Source organism: Paenibacillus tepidiphilus, from assembly GCF_008635795.1.
Lineage (GTDB): Bacteria > Bacillota > Bacilli > Paenibacillales > Paenibacillaceae > Paenibacillus_AQ > Paenibacillus_AQ tepidiphilus.
Window position 1 is genome coordinate 333,285 of sequence record NZ_VWRQ01000004.1, and the last position, 17,612, is coordinate 350,896.

The following is a 17,612-nucleotide window of genomic DNA, read 5'->3' on the forward strand; positions in this document are numbered from 1 at the left end:
CCTGGATAATGAGGTGAACAAGGTGAACGGACGCGTAGCGGCGGCAAGCGGACAAGAGGAAGGCAGACCGTCCCGGCAAATTAATGTAGTACTGCGGCAGCAGGAGCCACCGGTATCCCCGGCTGCTGCCGTAGGAGACGGGAGAAGCTTGAACAGCGGAGGAGTATCGCCCAAAAGTCACGCCCATGGCGGGCTGTTCCAGGAGCTGAGCCGTGAGCTCGATGCGCTCGTGGGACTGGATAATATCAAAGAGCTTGTATTTGAGATATACGCCCTGCTGCAGGTTGCCCAGATGCGCAGCGAAGCGGGGCTGGCCAGCGGCAGCCAGGCGTACCACATGGTGTTCAAGGGGAATCCGGGTACCGGCAAGACGACGGTAGCAAGGATAGTCGCCAAGCTGTTTCAACGCATGGGCGTGCTGAACAAGGGGCATCTTATCGAGGTAGAGCGGGCTGACCTTGTAGGCGAATATATCGGCCATACGGCGCAGAAGACCCGTGACTTGGTCAAGAAGGCGCTCGGTGGTATTCTTTTTATCGATGAAGCCTACAGTCTTGCACGTGGCGGAGACAAGGATTTCGGAAAAGAAGCCATCGACACCTTAGTGAAATCCATGGAGGATCACCGTAGCCAGTTCATCCTGATTCTGGCGGGCTATTCGGATGAAATTGATTATTTCCTGATGAGCAACCCCGGGCTTCCTTCCCGGTTTCCGATTCAAGTGGAATTTCCCGACTACACGATTGACCAGCTGGTGCAAATTGCCGAGCTGATGGCGAAGGAACGCGACTATATTCTGATGCCGCAAGCGATACTTAAATTAAAGCAGCATGTGCTGCTGGAGAAATCGGAAAGCCTGCATGCCTTCAGCAACGCCCGCTATGTGCGCAATGCCATTGAGAAGGCGGTGCGCGCCCAGGCGGTGCGGCTGCTTACCCATTATGAGAGCAGTAGTCCGGGGAAGCAGGAGCTGATGACGCTGCGCACAGAGGATTTCAAGCTGTAGGACGGGCAAGAATACATTGAATTATCCCGGTGGGGTACGGGCAATAAGGAGCATATGAATAATGGCGCCAACAACCTATGACACGACGACAGAAATGCAGGACCGGGCGATTCTGGTAAGTCTGGTTACCGACAAAATCAAGCAGACGGGCATTGATCCCGAGCTCTCCCTGCAGGAACTGGTCCAACTGGCCGAGACCGCAGGGGTAGAAGTGCTGGATGTGCTGCGCCAGAACAAAGAGACGCCGGACCCGAGATGGTTTATCGGCAAAGGCAAAGTAGAAGAGCTTCGAATGGCTGCCGACGGCCTTGGGGCGAATACGGCCATCTTCGACCAGGAGCTGTCAGGAGCCCAGGTACGCAACCTGGAGGAGGCGCTTGATCTTAAGATTATTGACCGCACGCAGCTGATTCTCGATATTTTTGCCGGACGGGCGAAGACCCGGGAAGGGATTATCCAGGTAGAGCTGGCCCAGCTAACCTACCTGCTGCCAAGGCTATCCGGACAAGGCAAGAATCTGTCCCGCCTCGGCGGCGGCATCGGGACCAGAGGTCCGGGGGAAAGCAAGCTGGAGGCAGACCGCCGGCATATCCGTGACCGCATCGGTGAACTGAAACGGCAGCTTGATGATGTGGTCAAGACACGCGAGCTGCACCGGGAGCGCCGCCGCAAGAGCGGAGCCGTCCAGGTGGCTCTGGTCGGTTATACCAACGCCGGCAAGTCCACGCTGCTTAAGCAGCTTACGGATGCCGACGTGTATATTGAGAACCAGCTGTTCGCCACGCTGGATCCGACTTCAAGAATACTGGAGCTGCCAGCGGGCAAAGAAGTGGTGCTCACAGATACAGTAGGCTTTATTCAGAATCTGCCCCACGATCTGGTGGCGGCCTTCCGGGCGACCCTGGAGGAAGTGAACGAAGCTACGCTTGTACTGCATGTGGTTGACGCATCTTCTCCGATGCGGGAGGAGCAAATGGAGGTTGTCGGCGCTATTCTGCAGGAGCTTGGCGCAGCCGGGAAGCCGCAGATCGTCTTGTATAATAAGAGGGATCTCTGCACGCCGGAGCAGCTGCAATTGCTGCCGGGCGGGCCAGGACATCTGAAGATCAGTGCTTATGATACGGAGGACCAGGAGCGGATCCGGCAGACTATCGCCGATGAGCTCGCGGGGGACACCTTGAGGTTCCGCATCCCGGGAGAACGCGGCGATCTGTCTGCTCTGCTCTACAAGGTGGGCGAAGTGCTTGAAACCGATTATGAAGAAAATAACGTCCTGTATACCGTCCGTGTAAACAAGGAAGATTACGGCAAGCTGGGATATAAGCTTGCCGAGTACGCAGATCAGCAGTAACCGTATGAGAACCAAAAGTTAATTACATGTACAATAGTTAAACCAGGTCCCGCAAGGCTTCTTCTTGCTCCGGTACTGCCGGAATCCGGAAGACGCTTCTGCGGGACGAGCTTTGCTGTCCCAAGAAAATCAGGTATGAGGAGAGAAACAGGGGAAATGGCAGTTTTCGCAGATGATATTTTACAGGCGGCAGAGGCCGCAGAGCTTGAGATCATTGAGGCGGTCAAGAGTTTAGACCGCATTGTCGACCGGAATCAATGGAAGGTCATTGAAGCCTTCCAGCGGCACCAGGTCAGCGATTTTCATTTTGCCGGGTCCACCGGCTATGCATACAATGACCGGGGGAGGGAAATTCTCGATCTGGTTTACGCCGATGTCTTCGGAGCCGAGGCGGCGCTGGTCCGTCCGCATTTTGCATCAGGAACGCATACCATATCTACGGCACTGTTCGGTGTGCTGCGTCCTGGAGATGAACTGCTCTATATTACGGGAAGACCCTACGATACGCTGCATAAAGTCATTGGAGAAGCCGGGGACGGAACCGGCTCGCTGGCCGATTTCGGTATCGGCTACCGGGAGACGGCATTAAATCCGGAAGGCGGCATTGATTGGGACGCCGTAGCCGGAGCGCTCAATGAGAAGACTAAGGTAATTGGCATTCAGCGCTCACGCGGATATGACTGGCGTTCATCGTTCACGGTGGCCGAAATCGGTGACATGATTGCTAAAGTCAAAAGTCTGAAACCTGGACTGATTGTTTTCGTAGACAACTGTTATGGAGAGTTTACGGAAGAAATGGAGCCGCCCCAGGTCGGCGCTGACCTTGTCGCCGGCTCGCTGATCAAGAATCCCGGCGGGGGGATTGCCGAAACCGGAGGGTATATCTGCGGGCGTGCCGACCTTGTTACACTGGCGGCTTACCGGCTGACTGCTCCCGGCATCGGCGGGGAAGTAGGGGCTATGCTGGGGACGACGCGCGGGCTTTACCAGGGGTTGTTCATGGCTCCCCACACGGTAGGACAAGCGCTCAAAGGGAGCATCTTCGCTGCTTCGGTATTCGCCCGCTGCGGCTTCCGCACGAAGCCGGCCTGGAACGAGCCGCGTACGGATTTGATTCAGGCGGTGGCTTTTGACGGTCCGGAGCATCTGATCGCCTTCGTGCAGGGGATTCAGCGCGCCGCAGCGGTAGACAGCCATGTAGTTCCAGAGCCCTGGGACATGCCTGGTTATGAACATCCTGTCATTATGGCGGCAGGAACCTTTATTCAAGGTGGGAGCTTGGAGTTATCCGCCGACGCGCCAATCCGGGCGCCATATATCGGCTATATGCAGGGCGGATTGACCTATTCACATGTGAAGTTCGGAGTGCTGATGGCACTGCAGCGCATGCGGGATTCAAAATTGCTGTAAGTATATCTTACATACCATTGACACGCCTGAATACGAAATGTACAATGAGATGAGATAAAAGATCATTGGAAGGTTGGATGAGTCATGGGTGATGAAATCCGCAGAAATATGGCATTATTTCCTATAGGGATCGTAATGAAGCTAACCGATTTATCTGCTAGACAAATTCGTTATTATGAGCAGCATAGTTTGATCGTACCTGCGCGCACCTCAGGCAATCAGCGGTTATTCTCGTTTAATGATGTAGAGCGTCTGCTCGAAATCAAGGCTTTAATTGAGAAGGGTGTCAATATCGCCGGCATCAAGCAGGTGATGAATCCGGTCTCGAAGGAATCCGAAGAAGCTACGGTTATTACCCCTGATACAGAGGTTCGCCGCAGGGAGTTGTCCGATTCGCAGCTGCACCGATTATTGAAGCAAGAGTTGGTTTCCGGTAAAAGGCCGGGACAAGTGTCACTTATTCAAGGCGAGCTATCCCGGTTTTTTAATAAATAACATAAAGAGACATGAAAGGGAGAGGGTAAAGTGAGCTTCACTAAAGAGGATATTTTGCGTATTTCCAAGGAAGAAAACGTCCGTTTCATTCGTCTGCAATTCACCGATCTGCTCGGCACGATCAAAAATGTAGAAATTCCAGTCAGCCAGCTTGAGAAGGCGCTCGACAATAAAATGATGTTCGACGGTTCGTCCATTGAAGGATATGTGCGGATCGAAGAATCGGATATGTATCTGTATCCTGACCTCAGCACCTGGGTTATTTTCCCTTGGGTAACGGACAGCCGTGTAGCCCGTCTGATCTGCGATGTATACATGCCTGACGGCACGCCGTTTGCCGGTGACCCGCGCGGTATCCTGAAACGCTGCCTGAAGGAAGCCGAGGAAATGGGCTATACAGCGATGAACGTTGGACCGGAACCGGAATTCTTCCTGTTCAGAACCGATGAGAAGGGGAATCCAACCAAGGAGCTTAACGATCAGGGCGGATACTTCGACCTGGCTCCGATGGATCTTGGCGAGAACTGCCGCCGCGAAATCGTACTGACCCTGGAAGAAATGGGCTTCGAAATTGAAGCATCTCACCATGAGGTAGCTTCCGGCCAGCATGAGATCGACTTTAAATATGCCGATGCCATCAAAGCTGCCGACCAGATTCAGACCTTCAAGCTGGTTGTGAAGACGGTTGCCCGTCAACATGGCCTGCATGCTACTTTTATGCCTAAGCCTCTCTTTGGCATGAACGGCTCCGGGATGCATGCCCATCAGTCGCTCTTCAAAGGCAATGAGAATGTATTCTATGATGAAAGCGACACGCTCGGCCTGAGCAAGACTGCGCGTTATTACATGGCTGGTATCCTGAAGCATGCCCGTGCTTTTGCCGCGATCACCAATCCGACGGTGAACTCGTACAAGCGTCTGGTTCCCGGTTATGAGGCGCCTTGCTATGTGGCCTGGTCCGCAAGCAACCGCAGCCCGATGATCCGTATTCCGGCATCCCGCGGGCTGAGCACACGCATCGAAGTCCGTAACCCGGACCCGGCTGCTAACCCATACCTGGCCCTGGCGGTTATGCTGAAAGCAGGCCTTGACGGCATCAAGCGCCAGATGGATCTGCCTGCACCGATCGACCGCAACATCTATGTGATGTCCGAGGAAGAGCGGATCGAAGAAGGCATTCCAAGCCTGCCGGCTGACCTGAAGGAAGCGCTCAGTGAAATGATCCGCAGCCAGGTGATTACCGAAGCGCTCGGCGAACACGCTCTGGCCCATTTCTACGAACTGAAGGAAATCGAATGGGACATCTATCGCACGCAAGTGCATGAGTGGGAACGCGATCAATACATGACGCTGTACTAAGACGAATTAACCCCCGGAGCTGTGGCTCCGGGGGTTTTTTACTGTGCCATTTTGTTTTCTCTTGAACCGGGATACACATCCGCACCAATATTCAATGGAACTAATATATTGTACAAACCTTATTTTTCGGAACGGGAAGCGGGATGAAGAGATTGGCCAAGAAGTTAAGTATAGAAGAGCAATTGGCTGCCTATGCTTGGCTGCAGGCAATAGGAACCAATATTGCAGCAGTGGGCCAAACCAAAAGTCTCTCCAAAAGTAAAAAGCAGCAGGATGAGGCCAATAAGCTGTCTATCATTGGCAATGCCATGCAGTCCATAGCCAATGCGGCGCAGGCCGAATTGACCGCAGCACAGCGGAGCACCGCCAGTAATAAGGAATCGAATGAGTTAACGGTAATAGGAAACCTTCTCCAATCGGTTGGGAATGCGCTGCAGGTGGTTGCCGGTGTTGAGGATCTGCATACGTCAGGCAGCAATGGACGCTCATCCGCCAGACGCAAGACGGTCCCACCTGTGAAGCGTAAGACGGTCCCGGCTGCGAGACGCAACAAATCGAGAAGTTAATTATGAGTGAGCTATCGGGGCAGTTGTTCCGTTTTGTTTGCCGAAACACCCAGGCCCGGGAACAACCGCCCGCATAAGCTATGCTGTAAACTGATTCTGAGGGAGGAATTAGCATGGGTGAAAATGTTGGGGGCTACGGAGCAGGCGGATATATGTGGACTTCTACCGGAGCGATTCTGGTACTGTTCATTTTACTTGTGATTATTACCAAAGCATTCTATATCTAAATGGCAGGATTAGAAGTTAAGCAATTTGCAGCAAATGGCCTGCGGGGAGCTTCCCGGCGGGCTATTTGCCGTTCTGGCAGCAAAAGCCTGGAAAGGTCCTCTTGGCTGAGATCATGACTTCCAGCATATTTACATCCCATCGGATGACAGCTATATTGGAGTAGATAAGGAAATACAAGGAGAAGAAGAACGATGCCATTTATCATGGTTGCGCTTTCATAAAATGCGTAAACCTAATGCAAAATGACGATAATCGTAATTTTTTACAGAGAAATTACGTGAAAGCTGTCAGAACGAGAAGGAAATCATACCCATTGGCTGGAATATTGTTTATTATGGCTACAAGAGCAAGCTGAATTACAATGAAGCTGGATTTGCTGAGGAGGCCGGGTAGATGTCGTCAGGGACGGTAGACCATTTTTCAGTCATCGGATTTATTTTGCCGCTAATATTATGGTTGGCGTCGCTTGTGCTGGGCATATATATCATCGTCTTGGTTATTAAGCTGGCCCGCAGAGGTATTACTGCGCTTGATTTATACATATTCGCCAAGAACCGCGAGATCCGCGAGCGTTACGAATCCACTGGTAGGGAGGAACTGTAATGAATAACAATACGACATATAAGGTGCTTAAGACCGATGCCGATTTGTTTGCGGCCGCGATTTGCGAAGCTAATGTGTATGTAGTGCAATTGGTGAAGGGCAAGCCGCATGTGATTGCTGATTATGCCGGACCGATCCAGCGATGGACCCCGGACGAAGTGTTGTTGGCCGGTATGGTGTACAACCGGAGGGAGTATGAATTCCGTGTCCGCTTATCTGGTGAAGAAGATTAACCGGTGTTAACTTGAGCTGACTCTATTGATTATAACTGCCGGATCGCACAAGCCAATATCTGATTAATGGCATCTCTTATACTATCACAAGTAAAAGAGGTGTTATTATGACGGATAGAGAACGTAGAAGAATTCGCCGGACCATCCAGGTGTTGCGTACGCAAAGAGCTGTGCTGCTGGAGAGACTGGAGGAAATCAACGAGAACCTGCGCAGAGTCCCGAGCGGAAGCCGGGCCCGCAGAGAGCTGCTGGCTGCCAGAGCATCCATAAGGGAAGCGCTGCGGCTGAACGCTATTGCCATCCGTATTCTGCGCAGTTTGCTGTAGTAGAGTGGAGCATCCTTCGGGATGCTTTTTTAGTATTCTTTGAGTGTTGGTTGTGCTGGTAGTATAATAAACGTTGATCAAGCGGCAGCCCGTATACAGGGTGGAAGAAGGCCGAATATTTGGCGGAAGGTGAACAGTATGGAAGAAAGATTACGACAAATCTTGGCCTTGCCTGAGAGAACGATGCATACAGAAATAGAAGACGCACAGCATACCAGTAATGATCATGAAGAGCAGGAGCTGTTCTTTCTGAAGATCTCCAGAGAAGATGTCGAGCAAGGACGACTGCAGACTTACCTGCGCGAATTCAAAAAGTTCGAGAAACGGCGGTATCGCGGACGGGTCTCGCTGGTGTTTACGGGATATGAGTATGATCCTCGTGAAGTCTATCAAATCCGTGAGATTACAAACTGGCTAGACCGTCTGCTCAAAAATATCCCTTACCTCTTTTATTTCCTGAGCAGAGAGAATTACAGTATGCGGATCGCTTTCTTCTGCTTGTCCGAGGTGGTTGGCCGTTCAGGTGCGGAAGTGGCAATTACGAAAGCGCAAGGCCGCAGACTGATCGAGAAAGTAACGGCCAGTGCGCTCAAGTTCTCAAGACGTGCTAAAGAGCCGATCGAAGCTCAGTATGCGCTGGCAGAGTCGATTCTGGCGGAACTGGGCTATGAGCAGACCTATTCAGATGATGAGGCCGCAGACGCGGAATAACCCTGCTGGCTCTTAAGGGCAGATAGCAGGGTTTACACATGGGGGCTATAGATTTCAGCATGTGACAGTTACTCCCGGATAGTAACCCGTGTTCCGATTGGCACCAGCGAGGATAATGCCAGAACATCCTCATTATACATACGGATACAACCATGGGAGACCATATGTCCGATCGAAGAAGGGTCGTTTGTACCGTGGATGCCGTAGTGCGGCTTGGACAGACCCATCCAAAAGGCGCCGAACGGTCCTCCGGGATTTGGCTGCTTATTGATGATGGTGTATTCTCCGACGGGAGACAAGGTCAGCATTGTACCGATTCCGACCGGAAAACCGCGCGTAACCACATTCCCGTCCAGCAGGTAGAGCATACGCTGTGACAGGTCAACGATAATGCGGTAGTTGGGCATTAATGATCAGCGCTCCTTTTAGATACAGGATATGTGCCGATTCAGATTTCTGTTCATCTCTATAACTAAGACAAGCAGCTCCGCATTACGCGGAGCTGCTTGTCTTAGTGCAGTTTAATGGATGTCGCGGAAAAGTCCGATGACTCTGCCCAGGATGGTCACCCGGTTCAGGCGGAGCGGTTCATAAGCCGGATTCTCCGGCTGCAGACGAATGTGATCGCGTTCCTTGTAGAAGGTCTTAACGGTTGCTTCATCATCTTCAGTCATGGCTACAACAATGTCGCCGTTATCGGCTGTCTGCTGCTGGCGGACAATTACATAATCACCGTTCATAATGCCCGCTTCGACCATACTGTCGCCGAGTACAGAAAGCATAAACACCTTGTTATCGCCTACATAGTGTGTCGGGAGCGGGAAATAATCTTCAATGTTCTCAGTAGCGGTAATCGGTACCCCGGCGGTAACCTTGCCCACAACTGGAACACGGGTAACGGTCTGGACAAATTGATGGACATTCTCGGAATCCTCTTGTCCGAGCAGTTCAATGGCGCGCGGTTTCGTAGGGTCGCGGCGGATTAAACCCTTCTTCTCAAGGCGGTCCAGATGACCGTGTACAGTGGAGCTGGAAGCGAGCCCGACAGCTTCGCCGATTTCACGGACAGACGGAGGATAACCCTTGCTGCGGACTTCATTACGTATAAATTCCAGGATCGCCAGCTGGCGACTCGAAATCTTCGACATCGGAATCAACCCCATATCATATGTTTGGGAAAATTATAACATAGAACTACCGTTCGTACAAACATAAGTTCTAACAAACCGCGGTTTTTTTCAGTCCGGAGTTCTGGCTATCCGTAAAAGAGGTATCAAGAATAAAGGGAACAATTGTTCGAAAAAGCTATTGATCAAAACACATGTTCGTGTTATATTGAATTTGCAAGTAAGAACAAGTGTTTGGAGGTCATGTTCCCATGTTGAAATACAGTACATACCGCAGCATTTACGAAGAGAACAATGAAGATAAGCATTCTGTGATGAATACCCCCCGGGAACGGAGCCAATCCGTTGCCCTTACCCAATCCTTCGTGCGGATTATGCATCAGGTAGGATTTATGAAGCTGGCATTAGTGTTCGTACTAGTAATCTCCGGTTTTGCTGTTGTGGGCAATGTATTCGCCGGTTCTGTCTCTATGATTCAGCAGGAGAAGCGGGTGGTTGTAGAGCCTGGCGACACTCTGTGGAGCATCGCATTGGAGAACAAGCCTGACAGAATGAAGACGGCTGTTTATATAGAAGGAATTAAGTTGGCGAGCGGACTGGAGAATGACGAAATTATGGCAGGGGATGTACTGTCGCTGCCTGTATATTAATAGTAAGAATAATAATAGAATTTACCTTAAAGAGCTTTCAGGGGGCAAACCTTGACAAGCTCTTTTTCTCATGGCACAGTTAGAATGAATTCAAAGGGAGGGAAATCATTTGAACATTGATGAATTGGTCGCACGGATTAACGAATTAGCCCGCAAACAGAAGAACGGCGGCCTGAGTGAAGAGGAGACGGCGGAACGTGCCAAGCTCCGTGAGATTTACCTGGGTAACATCCGCAAGAATTTCCGGGCTCAGCTCGACAGCATTGAAGTTGTGGATAAGGAATAGCAGGCGTGAACAAGGCGGGCCGGGTATGCTTGATGCCGGAGCTGTCTTTTCATAGATATTTATGGATGACTAGGGGGAACTGAAATGTCCCGATCATGGGAGCGAATGGTTCAGCGCAATACGAAGCAGACCAACAGTTTACGAAAGAAGCAAGGCAAAGAAACGCTTTATGCTGCAAATTCATCATCAGGAACGGCTGGCGCCGGTAAAGGTCTGGATGTATTCAAGGGCCGCAATTTCTTTTTTCCGATTGCACTGGTGCTTCTCGGGATTATGTTCTGGGCAGTGAGCACCGTCAGCCAGACTGAAGAAACCGCCGGGATGATTCCGCCGTGGGTCGGCATTGTGCTGTATTTCGCGCTGGCTGCCCTCGTATACTTCCGCCGGCCTTTCCTGAAGGTGGAGCGGGCCAGAGTATCAACGATCAAATTTAACCGTGAACGCTGGTTGCAGGCAGCGGATATCGAGAAGATTGTGTTGTCTAAAAGTGCCGTTATGATTAAGCATAAAGCCAAACGTAAGCAATGGGTGTTCTCCAAATGGCTTAACCGTTATGATACCGCGGCGATGGCGGAACGCCTGGAGCAATTCGGGAAGGCTAATCAAATCGAAGTTGTGCATGAGTAGATCAGAGTAGCTTAAGGGAGAGGGAGATTTGAATGCCGATTAGCGCCGTTTTATTTGACCTTGACGATACCTTGCTTTGGGATGAGCGGAGCGTAGAGGAAGCCTTCCGTTATACCTGTGAAGCAGCGGGCAGTTCTGTAAATCCGCAGGAGCTGGAGGCCGCTGTCCGCAATGAAGCGAGAAGCTTGTACGAATCCTACGATACGTTTCCGTTTACGAAGCTGATCGGGATCAACCCTTTTGAAGCGTTATGGGGCAATTTCACTGCCGGGGAGCAGCCGGAATTCCGCCAATTGGAGCAATTGGCCCCTGTCTACCGCAAAGAATCCTGGCGGCGCGGCTTGGCAGCGCTCGGAGTCGAGGATGAAGCGCTCGCAGAGACGCTGGCAGCCAAATTCGCCGCTGAACGCCGCAGCCGTCCGTATATATATGAAGAAACATTGCAGATTCTGAACGAACTGCGCGGGAAATACAAGCTGCTGCTGCTTACCAACGGCTGTCCCGCCCTACAGCAGGAGAAGCTGGACGGTGTCCCGGAGCTCGTTCCCTATTTCGATCACATTGTCATTTCCGGCAAATTTGGAAAGGGCAAGCCTGATGCGGGGATCTTCGAGCACGCCCTTAGTCTGCTGGACACCTCTGCGGAAGAGGCGGTTATGGTCGGTGATAAATTGACAACGGATATTCTGGGCGGCCTGGGCGCAGGTCTGACGACGGTCTGGATCAACCGCACCGCGAAAGCCGATGACCCGGAAATCAAGCCGGACTATGTCATCCGCTCTCTATCTGAGTTGCTGCCACTCATCAAGATACTATAATATGACCCGGAATCGGCGGCTCCCAGGAGCCGCTTTTTGTTTATACGGTTCCCGGGCTTTCCGAATTCACATTATTCTGCTAAACTTACTCTAATGTTTTGGTGGGGGGATAAGACGTGGCTAAGAAGACACTCGCAGAAAGCTTGCGGCAGCGTATATTGATTCTGGACGGTGCAATGGGCACAATGATTCAACAGGTACCTTTGACCGGCGATGATTTTGGCGGGGATGAGTTGGAAGGCTGTAATGAAATGCTGTCCCTCACGCGTCCGGATGTGATTCAAAGTATTCATGAGAAATATCTTGAAGCTGGAGCAGACCTGATTGAGACCAACACCTTCGGAGCAACTTCCGTGGTTCTGGCGGAATACGATATTCCTGAACAGGCACGCGAGCTTAACCTGCAATCTGCAAGGCTTGCCCGCAATGCGGCGGATAAGTATGATACTCCGGATCGTCCCCGCTATGTGGTCGGTGCGATGGGACCAACGACGAAGACGCTGTCTGTTACCGGCGGAGTCACTTTTGACCAGCTTGTACAAAGCTATGAGGAGCAGGCGGTTGCTCTGATTGAAGGGCAAGTCGATGCGCTGCTGCTGGAAACCTCGCAGGACACGCTTAATGTGAAGGCAGGAAGCATCGGCATCCGTAATGCTTTTGCCAGTACGGGAGTTACTCTTCCCGTGATGATCTCGGGAACGATTGAACCCATGGGCACAACGCTTGCCGGTCAAAATATTGAAGCCTTTTACATCTCGCTGGAGCATCTTAACCCGATCTCGATCGGACTGAACTGTGCCACCGGTCCGGAATTTATGCGCGATCATATCCGCTCTCTGGCAGGCATTTCGTCTGCCGCTGTCAGCTGCTATCCGAACGCCGGACTGCCCGATGAGAATGGGAACTATCATGAATCTCCGGACTCGCTGGCCCGCAAGCTGGGCGGCTTCGCCGAAAAAGGCTGGCTGAATATCGCCGGCGGGTGCTGCGGTACGACGCCTGCACATATCCGCGCGATAGCCGACGTCATGGAAACGTATCGCCCGCGAGAGCTGGACGGATCTCATCCGCCTGCTTTGTCCGGGATTGAACCGATCTACATCGAAGACGATAACCGGCCTTACATGGTCGGAGAACGCACCAATGTACTCGGCTCCCGCAAATTCAAGCGGCTGATTGTCGAAGGCAAGTATGAGGAAGCTTCGGAAATTGCCCGGGCACAGGTGAAGAGCGGAGCTCAGGTCATTGATGTCTGCGTACAAGACCCCGACCGCGACGAGAGCGCCGATATAGAGCGGTTTCTGGAGCTGGTCGTCAAGAAGGTCAAGGTTCCGCTGATGATTGATACCACTGACCCTAAAGTAATCGACCTTGCGCTGCAATACTGCCAGGGTAAGGGGATAATTAACTCCATTAATCTTGAAGATGGTGAAGAAAAATTCGAGCATGTCACTCCGCTTATTCATAAATATGGGGCGGCCGTTGTCGTTGGCACCATCGATGAAACCGGACAAGCCATCCAGGCGGAAGTGAAGCTGGAAGTTGCCAAGAGATCTTATGATCTGCTTGTTCATAAGTATGGCCTGCAGCCGGAGGATCTGATTTTTGATACGCTGGTATTCCCTGTCGGTACCGGGGATGAGCAGTATATCGGCTCAGCGAAGGAGACAATCGACGGCATCCGCCTCATTAAAGAAGCCTTGCCTGGCGTTCATACGATTCTCGGCATCAGCAATGTATCGTTCGGACTGCCGGAGGCCGGCCGCGAGGTGCTCAATTCCGTATTTCTGTATGAATGCACCAAGGCGGGACTCGACTATGCGATTGTCAACACCGAGAAGCTGGAACGGTATGCTTCAATACCCGAAGAGGAGCGTGTGCTGGCTGAAGAGCTGATCTACAATACCAATGATGAGACGCTTGCCTCCTTTGTCGCCGCTTTCCGCGGGAAGAAGGTAGAGAAGAAAGAGAAGATCTCGAATCTCAGCCTGGAAGAACGCTTGGCTTCTTATGTCGTGGAAGGCACCAAGGAAGGTCTGATCCCTGACCTTAACGAAGCGCTGCAGAAGTCAGCGCCGCTGGAGATCATTAATGGGCCGCTGATGGCAGGGATGTCTGAAGTCGGGCGTCTGTTCAACAACAATGAACTGATCGTTGCCGAGGTTCTGCAAAGCGCTGAAGTTATGAAGGCCTCCGTAGCGCATCTGGAGCAATTCATGGAGAAGGATGAGACTACGGTCAAAGGCAGGATTATGCTGGCCACTGTCAAAGGCGATGTGCATGATATCGGTAAAAACCTGGTCGAGATCATTCTCTCCAACAACGGCTATGAAATCGTCAACCTGGGCATCAAGGTGCCGCCGGAGCATATCATCGAGGCCTTCCGCCGTGAGAAGGCGGATGCCATCGGTTTGTCGGGGCTGCTCGTGAAATCGGCGCAGCAGATGGTTCTGACCGCTCAGGACCTGCGTACGGCCGGTATTGACGTGCCGATTCTGGTTGGCGGCGCGGCGCTCACGCGCAAATTCACCAAAACGCGTATCCGCCCCGAATACGACGGGCTGGTGCTGTACGCGAAGGACGCGATGGACGGGCTGGATCTGGCCAACCGGCTAATGAATCCGGCAGAGCGCGTGAAGCTAGAAGAAGAGGCGCGGCTGGATGCCGAAGCGGCTGCTGCGGCGCCTGCTGCGCAGGAGTTGCCGGAGCTGACACGTGCGGTGCGCTCGAATATCTCGCCGGACGCTCCGGTATTCACTCCGCCGGATTTGGAACGCCATGTGCTGCGGAACTATCCGCTGGGCCACATTGTGCCTTATGTGAACATGCAGATGCTGCTCGGGCATCATCTCGGCGTGCGCGGGTCCGTGGAGGCGCTGCTGGCCTCCGGAGATGAGCGTACGACGGAGCTGAAAGAGACTGTGGATGAAATTCTCCATCAGGGAATGCTGGAAGGCACTATTACGCCGCAGGCAATGTATCAGTTTTTCCCTGCCCAATCGCGGGGTAATGATATATTGGTCTATGATCCGCAGGATGTATCCAGGGTACTGCATACCTTTACCTTCCCGCGCCAGAAGGTGGAGCCGTATCTGTGTCTGGCGGACTTCCTTAAACCGGCCGAGAGCGGTATTATGGATTATGTGGGCTTCCTCGTCGTGACAGCCGGTCACGGTGTCAGGGAGATGTCGGCTGAGCTGAAGGATCGGGGCGATTATCTCCGCTCCCATGCACTGCAAGCAGTGGCGCTGGAGGTCGCGGAAGGACTGGCCGAGCGGGTGCATCATATGATGCGCGATACGTGGGGCTTCCCGGACCCGGCGGATATGACCATGAAGCAAAGACACGGAGCGCGCTATCAGGGCATTCGCGTATCCTTCGGATATCCGGCATGTCCGGATCTGGAGGATCAGGGGCCGCTGTTCAAGCTGATGAAGCCGGAGGATATCGGTGTAGAGCTGACCGACGGCTTCATGATGGAACCGGAAGCCTCTGTATCGGCGATGGTTTTTGCCCATCCGGAAGCGCAGTATTTCAATGTGGAGAAGCAGTGAACCCAGTTTCACCTGCATCAACAGTCTGTTTCCGAAGCGGAGCTTCTCCCGCTTTGTCGGAGCCTCCCGGGAGCCGGGAGGTTTTTTACTGAACCTTATGGCGTCTGTCTGACCGAATGGATGCGGCTATGATTCCGCATGCTAATCCAAACGGAATCCCCGTTAGCGGCTTACAGGAGCGGGTGTAAAGGGACATGACCGGAATAAAGCTGTTTCATATACATTTACGAAAGGAGGCTTTCGGATGGATTTATATTTTCTGGGCACCAATGCAGGCGTACCGACGCTGCAGCGCAACGTAACATCCGTTGCACTGCGTCTGCCGGAGGAGCGGCGGAGCTTCTGGATGTTCGATTGCGGCGAAGGCACGCAGCATCAGGTGCTGCGGTCGCCGCTCAGGCTGGGCAAGCTGGAGAAGCTGTTTATCACCCACCTGCACGGTGATCATCTATTCGGTTTGCCCGGTATGCTGTCCAGCCGCGGCTACCAGGGAGGGACTGCACCCTTGAGCATTTATGGACCTCCGGGCATAAAAGCATATCTGGAGATCTCACTCTCGGTCAGCCAGTCGCGGATTCCTTATAAAATGGAAATTGTGGAGCACGACGGGGGACTGATTTTTGAAGATGACAGCTTTAAGGTGGAGGCCGGACTGCTGGATCATCGGGTGGACAGCTATGGGTACCGGGTAACCGAGAAGGACAGTCCGGGCAGTCTGAATACGGAGCTGCTGTCAAGCTATGGACTGAAGCCCGGTCCGCTGTATGGCAGGCTAAAACGGGGGGAGGATGTGCTGACGGACCAAGGCCAGCTCATCCAGGCCGCTTCTGTCGTCAATGAACCGAAACGGGGGCGTATTGTCACCATTCTCGGTGATACCCGGCCTTGCCGCGGCGCTCTGCCGCTGGCAGAGGATGCTGATTTGCTGCTGCATGAGGCGACCTTTGCTCATGATTTAGCCGAGATGGCCAGACAATATCATCACAGTACAGCACGGCAGGCAGCTGAGCTGGCGAAGGAGGCAGGAGCGCGAGAACTGCTGCTGACCCATTTCAGCTCACGGTATATTACGGCAGAAGACCTGGCTCCCTTGCTGGAGGAAGCGCGGCAGGTGTTCCCGAATACGCTGCTGGCAGAGGAATTCCGCAGCTTTCCCGTCTTCCGCAGAGCTGGCGGAATGGGCCAGTAGAAGCGGGAAATGCCCGCCTTCCTGATAATTATTTTCCGGGAAAGCGCAGGAAATGACAGGGGTTTGCCAAAATAAACGCCGGATGGCATGTGTTCGCTACCTTTCGACGAAATATGTTAAATTTAAAATATCATCACGCCGTATGCTGCACGAATGGCTGGAGAAAATGCCGAAATGCTGCAGCGCACTTTATTAACTTGAATAAATATTAATGGGATAAATTATAGCTATAGGACTGGGGTGAACGCAGACTGTGGAAGATATCAAAGGGCTGTTGATTGATTTGGACGGAACGTTGTTTCACGGCGGGAAAATGATCCCAGGTGCCGACCGGCTGATTGACGGACTCCGGCATGCAGAGATTCCGTTTCTGTTCGTGACCAATAATTCTTCGAGAACACCCGAAGGTGTGGCCGCACATCTGCGGAGCATGGGGATTGCCGCTGATCCCGGAGAGGTCTGTACCTCTTCGCTGGCAGCGGCACGCTACATCGCCGAAGAATCGCCGGGAGCAAGAGTGGCGATACTTGGAGAAGAAGGACTGCGGCAGGCTTGCGCTGCAGCTGGCCTGGTCGAGGTCGGTGAAGCGCCGCAGTATGTGGTTCAGGGGATCGACCGTAGTTTTAACTACGACTCTTTGGCCCGGGCATCACGCTGGATTCATGAAGGAGCCAAGTTCGTACTTACCAATCCCGATTTGATGCTGCCCTCTGACGATGGCGTCATGCCGGGGGCAGGCACGCTCGGGGCGGCTATCGAAGCGGCCAGCGGTGTGTCTCCGGTTGTGATCGGCAAGCCGGAGACACCGCTGATAACGTATGCTGCATCCATGCTGGATATTATTCCGGCCGATGCGGTTGTCGTTGGCGATAACATGCGCACAGACATCTCTGCCGGCATGAATGCGGGCTGCCGTACGATTCTGGTACTGACAGGGATTACTACGAAAGAAAATTATGAGCATTACCGCTCGGTTACCGGTGCTGAACCGGATGAAATTTATACGGATTTGGCTGAACTTATGACGATGCTCGGTGTATAATGGCAAAAGCGTGTTCTTTACTTATTGTGAA

The 17,612-nt window shown here is 52.6% G+C and carries 20 protein-coding genes; 18 read left to right on the plus strand and 2 right to left on the minus strand.

What is annotated here, in order from left to right:
- The first annotated feature begins 22 nt into the window (after positions 1–22).
- The 11 genes from F1379_RS07445 (at position 23) to F1379_RS07490 (ending at position 8,288) form a co-directional block, all read left to right on the plus strand.
- On the plus strand, positions 23–1,006 hold the full coding sequence (locus tag F1379_RS07445) for an AAA family ATPase (protein WP_150268015.1): 984 nt from the start codon (positions 23–25) through the stop codon (positions 1,004–1,006).
- A 61-nt stretch (positions 1,007–1,067) separates the two neighbouring features.
- Entirely contained in the window at positions 1,068–2,357 is a 1,290-nt protein-coding gene (gene hflX, locus F1379_RS07450; RefSeq protein ID WP_150268017.1) for a GTPase HflX, read from the plus strand.
- 156 nt (positions 2,358–2,513) lie between these two features.
- On the plus strand, positions 2,514–3,767 hold the full coding sequence (locus F1379_RS07455) for a methionine gamma-lyase family protein (protein WP_150268019.1): 1,254 nt from the start codon (positions 2,514–2,516) through the stop codon (positions 3,765–3,767).
- An 84-nt stretch (positions 3,768–3,851) separates the two neighbouring features.
- Positions 3,852–4,262 carry a MerR family transcriptional regulator gene (locus F1379_RS07460; protein WP_019910684.1) on the plus strand — a complete coding sequence of 137 codons (411 nt, stop codon included), beginning with the start codon at positions 3,852–3,854 and terminating at the stop codon, positions 4,260–4,262.
- Positions 4,263–4,292: 30 nt separating this feature from the next.
- Positions 4,293–5,621, plus strand: coding sequence for a type I glutamate--ammonia ligase (gene glnA / locus F1379_RS07465; RefSeq protein ID WP_150268021.1), 1,329 nt, complete (start codon positions 4,293–4,295; stop codon positions 5,619–5,621).
- 152 nt (positions 5,622–5,773) lie between these two features.
- Positions 5,774–6,187, plus strand: a complete 414-nt coding sequence (locus F1379_RS07470; RefSeq protein ID WP_239004586.1) for a DUF6944 family repetitive protein — start codon at positions 5,774–5,776, stop codon at positions 6,185–6,187.
- A gap of 113 nt (positions 6,188–6,300) precedes the next feature.
- Entirely contained in the window at positions 6,301–6,414 is a 114-nt protein-coding gene (locus F1379_RS29985; RefSeq protein ID WP_203457055.1) for a sporulation protein YjcZ, read from the plus strand.
- A gap of 394 nt (positions 6,415–6,808) precedes the next feature.
- A complete protein-coding gene (locus F1379_RS07475; protein ID WP_150268023.1) occupies positions 6,809–7,018 on the plus strand; it encodes a hypothetical protein in 210 nt (69 codons plus the stop codon).
- Positions 7,018–7,251, plus strand: a complete 234-nt coding sequence (locus F1379_RS07480) for a hypothetical protein (protein ID WP_150268025.1) — start codon at positions 7,018–7,020, stop codon at positions 7,249–7,251. Before F1379_RS07475 ends, F1379_RS07480 begins: the two co-directional genes overlap by 1 nt.
- A gap of 107 nt (positions 7,252–7,358) precedes the next feature.
- Positions 7,359–7,577, plus strand: a complete 219-nt coding sequence (locus F1379_RS07485; protein WP_150268027.1) for a hypothetical protein — start codon at positions 7,359–7,361, stop codon at positions 7,575–7,577.
- A 138-nt stretch (positions 7,578–7,715) separates the two neighbouring features.
- Positions 7,716–8,288: a hypothetical protein gene (locus F1379_RS07490; RefSeq protein ID WP_150268029.1), complete on the plus strand. Its 573-nt coding sequence runs from the start codon at positions 7,716–7,718 to the stop codon at positions 8,286–8,288.
- A 68-nt stretch (positions 8,289–8,356) separates the two neighbouring features.
- On the opposite strand, the gene F1379_RS07495 is transcribed toward F1379_RS07490, so the two are convergent.
- Together F1379_RS07495 and lexA are read right to left on the minus strand one after the other, a co-directional pair.
- Positions 8,357–8,695 carry a L,D-transpeptidase gene (locus F1379_RS07495; protein WP_150268031.1) on the minus strand — a complete coding sequence of 113 codons (339 nt, stop codon included), beginning with the start codon at positions 8,693–8,695 and terminating at the stop codon, positions 8,357–8,359.
- 114 nt (positions 8,696–8,809) lie between these two features.
- Positions 8,810–9,436 (minus strand): transcriptional repressor LexA, encoded by a 627-nt coding sequence (gene lexA / locus F1379_RS07500; RefSeq protein WP_150268033.1) that lies wholly within the window; start codon positions 9,434–9,436, stop codon positions 8,810–8,812.
- Positions 9,437–9,666: 230 nt separating this feature from the next.
- Between lexA and F1379_RS07505 the strand changes: the two genes are divergently transcribed.
- The 7 genes from F1379_RS07505 to F1379_RS07535 all read left to right on the plus strand — a co-directional run bounded on the left by F1379_RS07505 (position 9,667) and on the right by F1379_RS07535 (position 17,581).
- Positions 9,667–10,065 (plus strand): LysM peptidoglycan-binding domain-containing protein, encoded by a 399-nt coding sequence (locus tag F1379_RS07505; RefSeq protein ID WP_150268035.1) that lies wholly within the window; start codon positions 9,667–9,669, stop codon positions 10,063–10,065.
- A 109-nt stretch (positions 10,066–10,174) separates the two neighbouring features.
- Positions 10,175–10,351 (plus strand): DUF896 domain-containing protein, encoded by a 177-nt coding sequence (locus F1379_RS07510; RefSeq protein ID WP_150268037.1) that lies wholly within the window; start codon positions 10,175–10,177, stop codon positions 10,349–10,351.
- Positions 10,352–10,435: 84 nt separating this feature from the next.
- On the plus strand, positions 10,436–10,978 hold the full coding sequence (locus F1379_RS07515) for a hypothetical protein (RefSeq protein ID WP_150268039.1): 543 nt from the start codon (positions 10,436–10,438) through the stop codon (positions 10,976–10,978).
- A gap of 32 nt (positions 10,979–11,010) precedes the next feature.
- Positions 11,011–11,796: an HAD family hydrolase gene (locus tag F1379_RS07520; RefSeq protein ID WP_150268041.1), complete on the plus strand. Its 786-nt coding sequence runs from the start codon at positions 11,011–11,013 to the stop codon at positions 11,794–11,796.
- 176 nt (positions 11,797–11,972) lie between these two features.
- Complete coding sequence (gene metH / locus F1379_RS07525) at positions 11,973–15,350, plus strand: methionine synthase (protein ID WP_420850484.1); 3,378 nt, start codon at positions 11,973–11,975, stop codon at positions 15,348–15,350.
- Between the two features lie 244 nt (positions 15,351–15,594).
- Positions 15,595–16,539 carry a ribonuclease Z gene (gene rnz, locus F1379_RS07530; RefSeq protein ID WP_150268046.1) on the plus strand — a complete coding sequence of 315 codons (945 nt, stop codon included), beginning with the start codon at positions 15,595–15,597 and terminating at the stop codon, positions 16,537–16,539.
- Positions 16,540–16,792: 253 nt separating this feature from the next.
- A complete protein-coding gene (locus F1379_RS07535; RefSeq protein WP_150268048.1) occupies positions 16,793–17,581 on the plus strand; it encodes an HAD-IIA family hydrolase in 789 nt (262 codons plus the stop codon).
- The last annotated feature ends 31 nt before the right edge of the window (positions 17,582–17,612 follow it).

What these genes read in the sequence shown, in the direction of transcription:
- metH (WP_420850484.1), top strand. Translation starts at nt 11,973, where the DNA reads ATGGGCACAATGATTCAACAGGTACCTTTGACCGGCGATGATTTTGGC.
- F1379_RS07490 (WP_150268029.1), top strand. Translation starts at nt 7,716, where the DNA reads ATGGAAGAAAGATTACGACAAATCTTGGCCTTGCCTGAGAGAACGATG.
- F1379_RS07475 (WP_150268023.1), top strand. Translation starts at nt 6,809, where the DNA reads ATGTCGTCAGGGACGGTAGACCATTTTTCAGTCATCGGATTTATTTTG.
- F1379_RS07520 (WP_150268041.1), top strand. Translation starts at nt 11,011, where the DNA reads ATGCCGATTAGCGCCGTTTTATTTGACCTTGACGATACCTTGCTTTGG.
- F1379_RS07480 (WP_150268025.1), top strand. Translation starts at nt 7,018, where the DNA reads ATGAATAACAATACGACATATAAGGTGCTTAAGACCGATGCCGATTTG.
- rnz (WP_150268046.1), top strand. Translation starts at nt 15,595, where the DNA reads ATGGATTTATATTTTCTGGGCACCAATGCAGGCGTACCGACGCTGCAG.
- F1379_RS07495 (WP_150268031.1), bottom strand. Translation starts at nt 8,695, where the DNA reads ATGCCCAACTACCGCATTATCGTTGACCTGTCACAGCGTATGCTCTAC.
- lexA (WP_150268033.1), bottom strand. Translation starts at nt 9,436, where the DNA reads ATGTCGAAGATTTCGAGTCGCCAGCTGGCGATCCTGGAATTTATACGT.
- F1379_RS29985 (WP_203457055.1), top strand. Translation starts at nt 6,301, where the DNA reads ATGGGTGAAAATGTTGGGGGCTACGGAGCAGGCGGATATATGTGGACT.
- F1379_RS07460 (WP_019910684.1), top strand. Translation starts at nt 3,852, where the DNA reads ATGGGTGATGAAATCCGCAGAAATATGGCATTATTTCCTATAGGGATC.
- F1379_RS07455 (WP_150268019.1), top strand. Translation starts at nt 2,514, where the DNA reads ATGGCAGTTTTCGCAGATGATATTTTACAGGCGGCAGAGGCCGCAGAG.
- F1379_RS07505 (WP_150268035.1), top strand. Translation starts at nt 9,667, where the DNA reads ATGTTGAAATACAGTACATACCGCAGCATTTACGAAGAGAACAATGAA.
- F1379_RS07515 (WP_150268039.1), top strand. Translation starts at nt 10,436, where the DNA reads ATGTCCCGATCATGGGAGCGAATGGTTCAGCGCAATACGAAGCAGACC.
- F1379_RS07485 (WP_150268027.1), top strand. Translation starts at nt 7,359, where the DNA reads ATGACGGATAGAGAACGTAGAAGAATTCGCCGGACCATCCAGGTGTTG.
- hflX (WP_150268017.1), top strand. Translation starts at nt 1,068, where the DNA reads ATGGCGCCAACAACCTATGACACGACGACAGAAATGCAGGACCGGGCG.